The 9,439-nt window shown below is 52.2% G+C and carries 6 protein-coding genes; all 6 read right to left on the reverse strand.

Going from position 1 to position 9,439, the window contains the following annotated elements; translation table 11 throughout:
* The coding region (locus AC1DVH_RS21315; RefSeq protein WP_477755477.1) for a methyl-accepting chemotaxis protein at window positions 1–1,537 on the reverse strand (1,537 nt) is incomplete at its 3' end.
* 205 nt (window positions 1,538–1,742) lie between these two features.
* Complete coding sequence (locus tag AC1DVH_RS21320; protein WP_477755478.1) at window positions 1,743–4,205, reverse strand: efflux RND transporter permease subunit; 2,463 nt, start codon at window positions 4,203–4,205, stop codon at window positions 1,743–1,745.
* Window positions 4,206–4,209: 4 nt separating this feature from the next.
* Window positions 4,210–5,349, reverse strand: coding sequence for a WD40/YVTN/BNR-like repeat-containing protein (locus AC1DVH_RS21325; protein WP_477755482.1), 1,140 nt, complete (start codon window positions 5,347–5,349; stop codon window positions 4,210–4,212).
* A gap of 40 nt (window positions 5,350–5,389) precedes the next feature.
* Window positions 5,390–6,751 (reverse strand): DUF1329 domain-containing protein, encoded by a 1,362-nt coding sequence (locus tag AC1DVH_RS21330; protein ID WP_477755479.1) that lies wholly within the window; start codon window positions 6,749–6,751, stop codon window positions 5,390–5,392.
* Between the two features lie 12 nt (window positions 6,752–6,763).
* Window positions 6,764–8,467: a DUF1302 domain-containing protein gene (locus tag AC1DVH_RS21335; RefSeq protein ID WP_477755480.1), complete on the reverse strand. Its 1,704-nt coding sequence runs from the start codon at window positions 8,465–8,467 to the stop codon at window positions 6,764–6,766.
* 674 nt (window positions 8,468–9,141) lie between these two features.
* A partial coding sequence (locus AC1DVH_RS21340; protein WP_477755481.1) for a transporter occupies window positions 9,142–9,439 on the reverse strand: 298 nt, incomplete at its 5' end.

A 9,439-nucleotide genomic window follows, 5' to 3' on the forward strand; every position in this document is an offset into this window, starting at 1 on the left:
CTACTACCGCGAATCCGCGACCATGCTCACCTGCTCGCGCTGCTTCTATGGCCGCATTTAACGCCAGTAAATTAGTCTGTTCTGCTACAGCTTTAATCACGTCAAGCACGCCGCCAATAGCGGTACTTTCTGCCAGCAACGATTGCATAGCATCAGCGCAGCCGGTCATTTCTAAAGCAAGTTGGTCGATCTTGGAGCCCGCTTGGCGTGCTAAATCGTCACCTTCGCGCGCCTGGTCATCAGCAAGAGCTACTGCAGCACTAGCGTCCTTAACGTTACGTGCGACTTCGCTGGCCATCGCAGTCATCTGTTGCATGGCGGTAGCGGCGATTTCAGTCTCCTGTCGTTGTCTCTCAACTCCCCGGCTGCTGCGCTGAATGACTTCTGCCAGGCTCCCTGCCGTTCCATTGAGCAGGCCTACCCCGGTACCAATTCGACCAACCAAGCCTCTCAGACTACCTAGCATGCTATTGACCGTGTCCAATAGCTGCCCAAGTTCATCGTGGCGGCCGCTACCACCGTCAAGCGCACAACTCAGGTCACCAGCAGCAACCTGTTGAGCCAGATGTACAGCCCGACGCAAGGGCTGCAGTATCAACTGACGTATTAATAGACTGGCGCCAATACCCAACGCTAACGCCAGTAGGCAAATAAGGCCTAGCTGACTGAATGCGTTGCGACTATCGCGTTGAATCGCCTGGCTCTGAAATTGGTTGGCCTTCTCTAACAACTCGCTGACTTGCTGGGTTTGCGTGTTCATCGCTTCGCTACTAAGAGCGCTTTGCTTGCGGCTGGCAACGAACTGTTCGAAGGCTTTCCGATAATCTCCCAAAGCATTACTTGCAGCCTGCAGCGAAACCTTTTCCTGATCATCGAGATTGAGCACCTGCATTGAAGACAGCAGGTCGCTCATGCTCATCTCCCAATCGCTACGGAAGCGCTCCTCACCATCCAACGAATAATAAAGCTCGCTGTCACGGAGCTTGGCCAGCTTGTCACGCAGAGCGGTGGTCTGCTCCAGCAACAACAGTTTCCCACTGCCTAGAGGGGTTCCTTGTTCTTGTTGCGCGCTCAATGCATCCAACTGGTCGAGAAATACCAAGGTGAAGCTCTCACCCGCCGTCTGCGCGAGTGTTTGCATGCGTAAACGAGCCTCTCGTGCTCGCTGGAGAGACTCGGCATAACTTAGGAATTGTTTTAAATAGTCGCTGGACGCATCCCGCATCGCGATCTCAGCGTTGTTTTTTTGGGGGAGATCATCAAAATGGCGAATGAGTTGGTCGACTGCACCTCGCACTTGATCCTGTGCCAGAGGAGAAAGATTCAGCGCATATTCTTTTTCCGCGATACGAGCCTGCAGGATCAACGTTTGAATCCAGTCCTCGGTACGAAGTTGTTCACCGCGAACTCCCAACAGACTCAAAGAATGGAAGGCGGCAATTCCCACCGCGAGGGTGAATAGCAGCACCAAGCCAAAACCGATCGACAACTTGGCTCCCACCGAGAGATTACCCAGTAGCCGGCTCACCAAAGACATACCCATCTCCTCTTCATGCTAGTGGTGGTGCACCCGGGAACAGGAAAATATGCCCACTGACGGAGCCACTACTGCGTTGCCGACGGAGGCAGCGTCACTGGCGGGATAAACCTGAACCAGGTCCAGGATTAGCCGGGCGCTACATTCCGCCACCGCAGTTGTTGTGAAAGCCCTTGATCAACCGTAATACGCCGTGGCGCGCCGATCAGGAGTTGGCGCTGTGCAGACGCAGTGGATGACCTGAAGTGGGTTGTTCACTCAACGCCACCGGGTTGGCCACCTTGCTGCTGGAAGCATCGCTGCGGGGTATGGAAGGCAAAAGAAAGTAAGCCAGTGCCGGCAGCAGTAGAAGAGCCCCCACCATGTTCCAGACAAACATGAACGCCAGGAGCACACCCATGTCAGCCTGGAATTTGATGGGGGAAAATATCCAGGTACCAACACCTATCGCCAAGGTTATCCCTGTGAGCATTACAACCTTGCCCGTAGAGACCAAGGCGCGGTAATACGCTTCGGAAAGGCTTTTACCTTCGCGCAAGAAACCCAGCATGATGGTCATTACATACAGCGCGTAATCAACCCCGATACCTACGCCTAGAGCGATTACCGGCAAGGTCGCCACTTTCACACCAATACCTAACCCGACCATCAATGCCTCACACAGTATCGACGTGAGCATGAGCGGGATTACGGCACATACGGTAGCTCGCCAGGACCTGAAGGTGATGAGGCAAAGCAAAATAACTGCGCCATACACCCAGAACAGCATCTCGCGATTGGCCTCTTTGACCACAATGTTCGTCGCCGCCTCAATTCCCGCATTACCGGCGGCAAGCTGGAATTTGACCTCATCGGTGTCATTAGCCGCTGCAAAAGCTTCAACGTGATTAACCAGGCGCGAAAGGGTTTCGGCCTTATGGTCTTTGAGAAAGACGTAAAGCGTCAGCAGGCTGCAGGACTCGTTGTAAAGTCCACGTGGGGCGCTGGCGGTAATCATGTTGAGCATCGCCTGGTTATTTTGCAGCTCGTACCACTTCGAGTTGCCCTCAGACAGTCCCACCAACATACGACGATTTAGCAAAGCCATGGAGTTCGTTGAGTCTACCCCGGGTAGACTACGCAACTGCCAATCCAAATCATCGACCTTACGCAAGATATCGTAGCGCGAGCAGGCACCCTTAGGCGTCTTCACCATAATGGCGAATAAGTCACTACTGGCTCCATAGCTGCGCGTCATGAAGGCATCATCCAGGTTATAACGCGAGTCCGGACGTAACTCTGGCGCACCAGCATCCAGATCGCCAATTGCCAGATGCAAGCTGACCATAAAGCCCAGCACAGCCGCCACTGAGCTGACACCTACGCTGATCAATGCCCATGGCTTGCGAGTAAAAAGGTCAAGGAATCGCCAAAAAATGTGCCGCGCTTGACCACTCTGCTCTGCCCGTTCGCTCTTGAGGCTCCGTTCGGCCGCGCGGAGATGAACGCCGACATAGGAGAGCAGGACTGGTAGCAGAATGAGGTTAGTGAAAATCAGCACGGCAACGCCGATGCTAGCGATAATGGCCAAGTCTTGAATGACTTTGATCTGAATGATCATTAGCACGGCAAAACCCACCGCATCACAAAGCAGCGCAGTCAGCCCGGCGAGAAACAGGCGACGAAACGTAAAACGCGCGGCAACCACTCGGTGCATGCCACGACCAATATCCTGCATGATGCCGTTCATTTTCTGGGCGCCATGACTCATGCCGATGGCAAACACAAGAAAGGGCACCAGGACCGAATAGGGGTCAAGCTCATACCCCAGTAACGGCAGCAATCCAAGCTGCCAGACAACTGCCACCAGCGAGCAAAACACGACCAAAAGTGTGCTCCGCAGGCAGCGGGTATAGCCATAGAGCACCGCTGTTGTGATAGCAATGGCAGCGGCAAAGAACAGCATGATCTGCCCCAGTCCATCAATCAGGTCCCCAACCTTCTTTGCGAATCCCGTGATGTGAATGTCGACACTGTCACTTTGATACTCGGCGCGAAGCGCTTCCAACTGAGCAGACAGTTTGGCGTAATCGAGAGGGTGGCCATCCGGAGTGCGTGACAGCAAAGGAATGGAAATGATGCTGGACCGCTGGTCGAAGGCTACCAATTGGCCTATCTCGTTGGACAACTGCACATTGCTGCGCAACTCAGCGAGTGATGCGGGGCTGCCGTCGTACTTGTCAGGAATGACCGGCCCACCATCGAGCCCATCCTCCGTCACCGAAACCCAGCGTGTGGCAGGCGTCCATAGCGACTTCATGTAAATGCGGTCCACGCCTGGCAGCAAAAAGATACGATCGTTCATGGACTGCAAAGTACGCAGGTAATCAGTGTCGTAGATGTCCCCCTTCTTGTTGGCAACAGCGATACGCACCGTATTACCGAGTCCAGAGAGCTCCTTTTGATTGGATAGATAATTGGCAATATAGGGATGCCCAGTAGGGATCATCTTCTCGAAACTAGCGTTCAATCCTAGTCGAGTGGATTGCCAGCCGAGCAGGACCGTCATCAGCAGACATAGCAGAAGCACCCAGTGGCGATGGTTGAATAGAGCACGCTCAACCAAGGTCCCTGAGCTCGGATCAAATACGCCTGACTCAGGCAGGGAAGGATGACGAGCGGAATTCATATGCTCACTCCGAAGCTTCAGTGGCGGGATGTGAAAAACGTGACAAACCAGCAAAACCGGAAGTAATCAGACTGCCGTCGACTGCCTCAACAATGCTGCTCACGGGAGTTCCCAGCGGTTTGCCCACTGGGTCAAGCGCTAAACCATTTGAGGCGACGCTACTGAACAAATCACCCGTTTGATTGGCTAGCAATACGCTTCCATCGGGCAACCGAGTGGAGCTACTGATTGAGTTCGGCCGGGAGACCCTCAATTGATGAAAGCTGGCGCCATCATCTGATGACAAATAGGCATGACCTTTAAGGCCCGCGACCAGCAGAGCTCCGTCACCCCGTACATTGGCGGTGAAGAAACTACCGTTATATGGGCTTGGTAACTGTGCGAAAGACTCTCCGTCATCAGTTGAACGAGCCACATAACCTTGCTCACCGACAAGGAACCAAAGGTGGTCTTTGCGAGCGATCGCGTAGATGTGCACAAGCGACGGATTTTCGATGCGTCCAATCAGCGACTGCCATGTTGCCCCTCCATCCTGAGTAGAAAACACCATTCCGTAGGAGCCCGCGACAAGGCCGCGCTTGGCGTCAAGAAAGTGCAGCGCCAGGAATGGTTTATCAGGCCCATCCGCTACCAGGCGTTCGGCATTGGAGATGCGCATATCAACCGCGTCGGCATCGACTGCACTGGCCTTGTTATCTTGAGCAGTCTGCAACTCAATCTCTGCAGCCTGTATACCCGTAAGCTGGAGGCTCCAGCGCTCGCCACCGTCGACAGTGGCCAACACCGTGCCAGCGTGTCCGACTGCCCAGCCATGCATAGCGTCCACGAATTGAACCGCAACCAGACTAACTGAGACCGGAACTTGCACCTGCCGCCAGGACTGGCCGTTGTCATCGGACAGTACGATGACGCCCCTTTCACCAACGGCAATCAGTCGATCACCGGCACGTGCCAAATCAATCAGAACAGCATGAGCGGGTGTGGCTATTTGCATGGCCGGTGAGCTCAGGGCAGAGCCAACAGCCCCGCCTTCAGCACAAGCCAGCGAAGCTAAAGCAGACAAAGCCAAAGCTAATGCCAAGGCACTTAAACGACTGTTTATTATCATTTTTATTATCTCTAGAATCGCGTGTTGCAAAAGCACCAACAAAGAGATTGTCGGTGCTTTTCAGAGAGGCTTAGCGTTAACGCACACCCTGCCCTGCCATGACTGTTGGCGAAAAATCAGACTTCTTAAAGCGATCGACAATCCCCCATTGCGAGGGTTGCCCAGTGAGCAGGTCAAGTACAAACCAAGTACCGGACGTAAAGTCATAGAACCCCGACGACACAGAAGCCAGGGCAGGAATATCTGGCATGACAGCCGGTAGCGCCCACAGTGTTTTCGCCAGTTGACCACTTGCATCCCAACGATCACCCAGCAGCGCTTGCCAGGTATCTTCATCCAGGTAGTAACGGCTTTTAACCATTTGATGCCGCTCGCCAGGCTTTAGATTAGCCTCAACGACCCACACACGATGCAATTCCCAACGCAAGACGTCCGGATTAAGATGCCGCTTGCCAAGTACATCTTCAGGTTTGCCCGCGGTAAAGAATTTATTGGTGTTATAGGGAATATATAATTCCTTTTTGCCTACCAGCTTCCAGTTGAAACGATTGAGTCGCCCTTTATAAACGGACAGTTCATCATATGCCATCACGCCTGCTGTTGATGGCGCCGGCGTGTCGCAGCAGGAGTTAGGTACCTTTCGCACTCGCCGTTGACCGGCAAGGTAGATATGCGTTTGTGATTTGTCGGCATTGATATTGGCCCGATCCATCGCCTGCTCACCGGCTCGAATGGGCGGACCAATATTAAGCAGGCGGATCATCCAATAATCGCCATCGAAAGTCTGCGCTGAGCCATCCTGGAAGTAATAAGGCATCTCCTGGATAGCACGACCATCGGTAGTCATGACCTGTTGACCATCGGCTGTCATCAGATAGAAGCGAGCGTCCCTTGTAATCGAAGTACCGCTCCAACTCAGCAGATGGTTCCACATCGCCTCGTCGCCATTTTTCGGAATCGGAAACGGGATGCCACCATAGGCCCCTTCAGGCATTGGACCCGCGCTACCCTCTACCAGCTTGGCATTAACCGCATTCTTGGCTGTATTGTCATATACCCACTGCGGAGCCGCTGCCGTTCGACGCGTTGGGTAGATATCCATTCGATAGGTGTCTGGATACCGTTTGAACATTTCTTTAACACCATCGCTCAGCTTTTCTGAGTACTGGGCCATGTTCTTTGAAGTAATGCTGAAAAGAGGCTTATCCGCGGCGAAAGGATCACCACGCTTGCCACCCTTCTGATAAGCCGGATCAACAGTGGTATATCCACCATCCCATGCCGGGATACTTTTATCAGTATTACCAGCCCGCTCCGCYCCCAACGGTGTCAGGCTTTTACCCAAATCATCTACTCCGGAAGCCATCGCGGACGCACTTAGAGCAACAGCACTCATTATGAAAAAGTAAGCGGCACTAAATTTAAATCGAGAAGTCATGTCAAAATCCTCTTAGAAAGTGCTCTTGATCGAGAAGGCCAAGTAATCCCGATCCTTTAATGCTTGCTTATAATTGAACTGGCTTGCTTCATTGAGCGTGGTGTCTTCTGGACCGTAATAATGTGTGTACGTCAGACCACAAGTGACACGATCAAGGTAGGTGGCGGTTACACCGATATTGAAATCACCACCTTTATCAGGCCCGAAACTGCCGACCACAGACGACTTACCCATAGGGAAATAGCTGACACCCAACGGAACACTAAGATCGATGCCCGAGAAGACCTGACGATAAGTTGGCGTATACACCAACTTCAGTCCTACACCGTCGTCTGTAGCATTCGGATCCAATGCTGATCGGTTTTCAGTAACCTTCAGCAGCCGGTTCCAGGCTATTTCACCTATCAAGCTGGCCTCATTGGATATGATGGATGGCTCAAGTGAAGCGAGAACGTTCAAATTAACATGGGCTGTCCGCCCGACCGCATATAGCGGATGGTTGTTGTTGTCAGCTTCTACACCAGGCAGTACGACCTGACCATTCGATACCAGGGGCATGTTCCAGCGCATAGACGCTTCCCCAGCAAAGCTGTACTCACCCACTGATTTAGTGAAACTTGCGCCCAGTGCGCGAATATCCTCCGGATACACCCAGTAGAAATCACCCACTTGCCCGGTGGCAAAATTCGGGCCGGATACACTAGGACGGAGGTACAACTGGGGCGTTTTATCGTGGTATTGGATAGCATAAAGCCCGTAATCGACGGTTTCAGCTGCGTAGCGCAACTGCAATCCACCCTGTCCAGAATTCCTGGCTTGCTTGTCCTTGCCGTGGAAAAAAGCCGCAGGGCTACTTGGATTACCACCAAGAAAATTCGGGAATGGCTCCCCAACAATCAAGCGCTCGGCCCCCTCTCCAAGTATGTCGAGAGTGGAGAAATAGCTACCGACAGCAGGTAACCGTGTTTTTTCCCACTCAAACTGATAGAAAGCGCCTAACGAGAGCGCATCAGTAAGCTGGTAGGAAGTAGACAACTGACTTACTGGTCTGGTGATCTCTTTGAACTGGGTATTCGGTACTGAAATAGCCTTCACCACGTCCACCGGAGCCATGCCGCCCGCAATCCCGTTGGACCCGAAAAACAGACTTTCCCCCCAAATCAAGGCATGCTGTCCCAAGCGAACGGACAAAGCACGATCTGCAACTTCACCATTCCAATAGACGAATGCATCTAATAACTCACCGTCGCCGCCATGCAGATGTCGAGTGTCATCAGTGAATTCGTCATAGGCAACTGAGACCTGGTTCGCGCGTGCGGGGTTGTTGTTATCGTTGTCCTTCTGGTATTCGGTGTCGAACCAGGCTGCCCCGCTCACACGACCACCGAAATTGCGGTAAGCGATATCCATTTCCGAGAGAAGGTCGAAACGGTTAGAGATCAGGCCCTTATCGAAAGCACGGTCACCATCATCCTGGTTCAGGCTGACTTGGCTTTTGGAAAGCTTGCTACTTTGGTCCTTCAGACGCCATGCAGAACTGTACTTGAGGGTGTTATCCCAGCGGACACGAATATCGCTGTCGCCCGTGTCAATTTGAAATGCACTGGCACTCATCGATATCAAACTCACCGCACCGCCAGCGAGAACGCATGCCAAGTACTTCGGCCGCCCTGAAGGCGCCGGATATGAGTACGCAGTAGACTTGAATACACGCATATACGAACCTCTTTTGTTTTTGTATTAGGCTTCGCTGAATTTCAATTTTGACGCCGCTAACCGCTCCTCCCGAAAACTCACAAAACCTACCCGGCTCTCACCGAGCACCAGCGACAAGATAATTTCCACCAATTTTTTACGATACGGGACGTTTCGTATACTTACAGCTGTCAGCTATGCCTGTCAAGCCCGTGGCGATGTGTTTTGCCTACGGTTTTCTGGCAGGGGATTTTTGCCTGGTGTCCCATTACCCCAGCAGCCAGAAAATCCGCGGAACCACTACCAGCAAGGGTGAAAGAACAGAGAGTTATAATCTTTTGAGATTTGGAAGCTGCCGCCCCCTTTCCTGACGCCTGAACAGACGAAGCGCTAGCGCAACCTCACCTCTCAGCTGCTAAGCGGTGACAATTATAAATGAAACAATACGAACCGTTTAGCAAATTAACGTTTGTAATGTTTTGCAAGAGCGCCTGCAAGAAAAGTTAACGTTTTGAGGTCGTCGTTGAACGGGACAAAATAGCGTCACGTATCGCTTCTCTTGTATTTTAAGAATCGATACGCGCTGAATGGCGGGTAGAGGTCAAGAGTTCAGTAAAACCAACATCCCCCAGCAGTGATTTACATTTAAAAAAACGCTTGCATTAGAAGCCAAGCGTGAAAATTGCAGCACCTAATTAAAATTTAAACATTCCGTTGAGCATCACTGCGTCACCTTCCGAGGTATTTCGAGCATAAACATCTTTCTGATAGCTGAGTACTATTCCAAAGTCCCGACTTGCGTAGCCCAGTTGTGGTCCGACTTTTATTGACTTGGTTCGATTACCTACATCATCCCCGTGGGACTGGTCATCATTCAACTGCGTCGATAAATACCCACCAATACCTGCTAGCCAATTCTGGGTCAGCCGATAATTAAATCCATAGTCAACAGCGACCTGGATACCAGACTTATAATCAGTCTTTGGATTTTCG

It is taken from the genome of Pseudomonas sp. P4_C3 (genome assembly GCF_056402075.1).

Bases quoted from the DNA above. Each gene is read 5' to 3' on its own strand.
- AC1DVH_RS21320 (WP_477755478.1), bottom strand. From the start codon at position 4,205: ATGAATTCCGCTCGTCATCCTTCCCTGCCTGAGTCAGGCGTATTTGAT.
- AC1DVH_RS21335 (WP_477755480.1), bottom strand. From the start codon at position 8,467: ATGCGTGTATTCAAGTCTACTGCGTACTCATATCCGGCGCCTTCAGGG.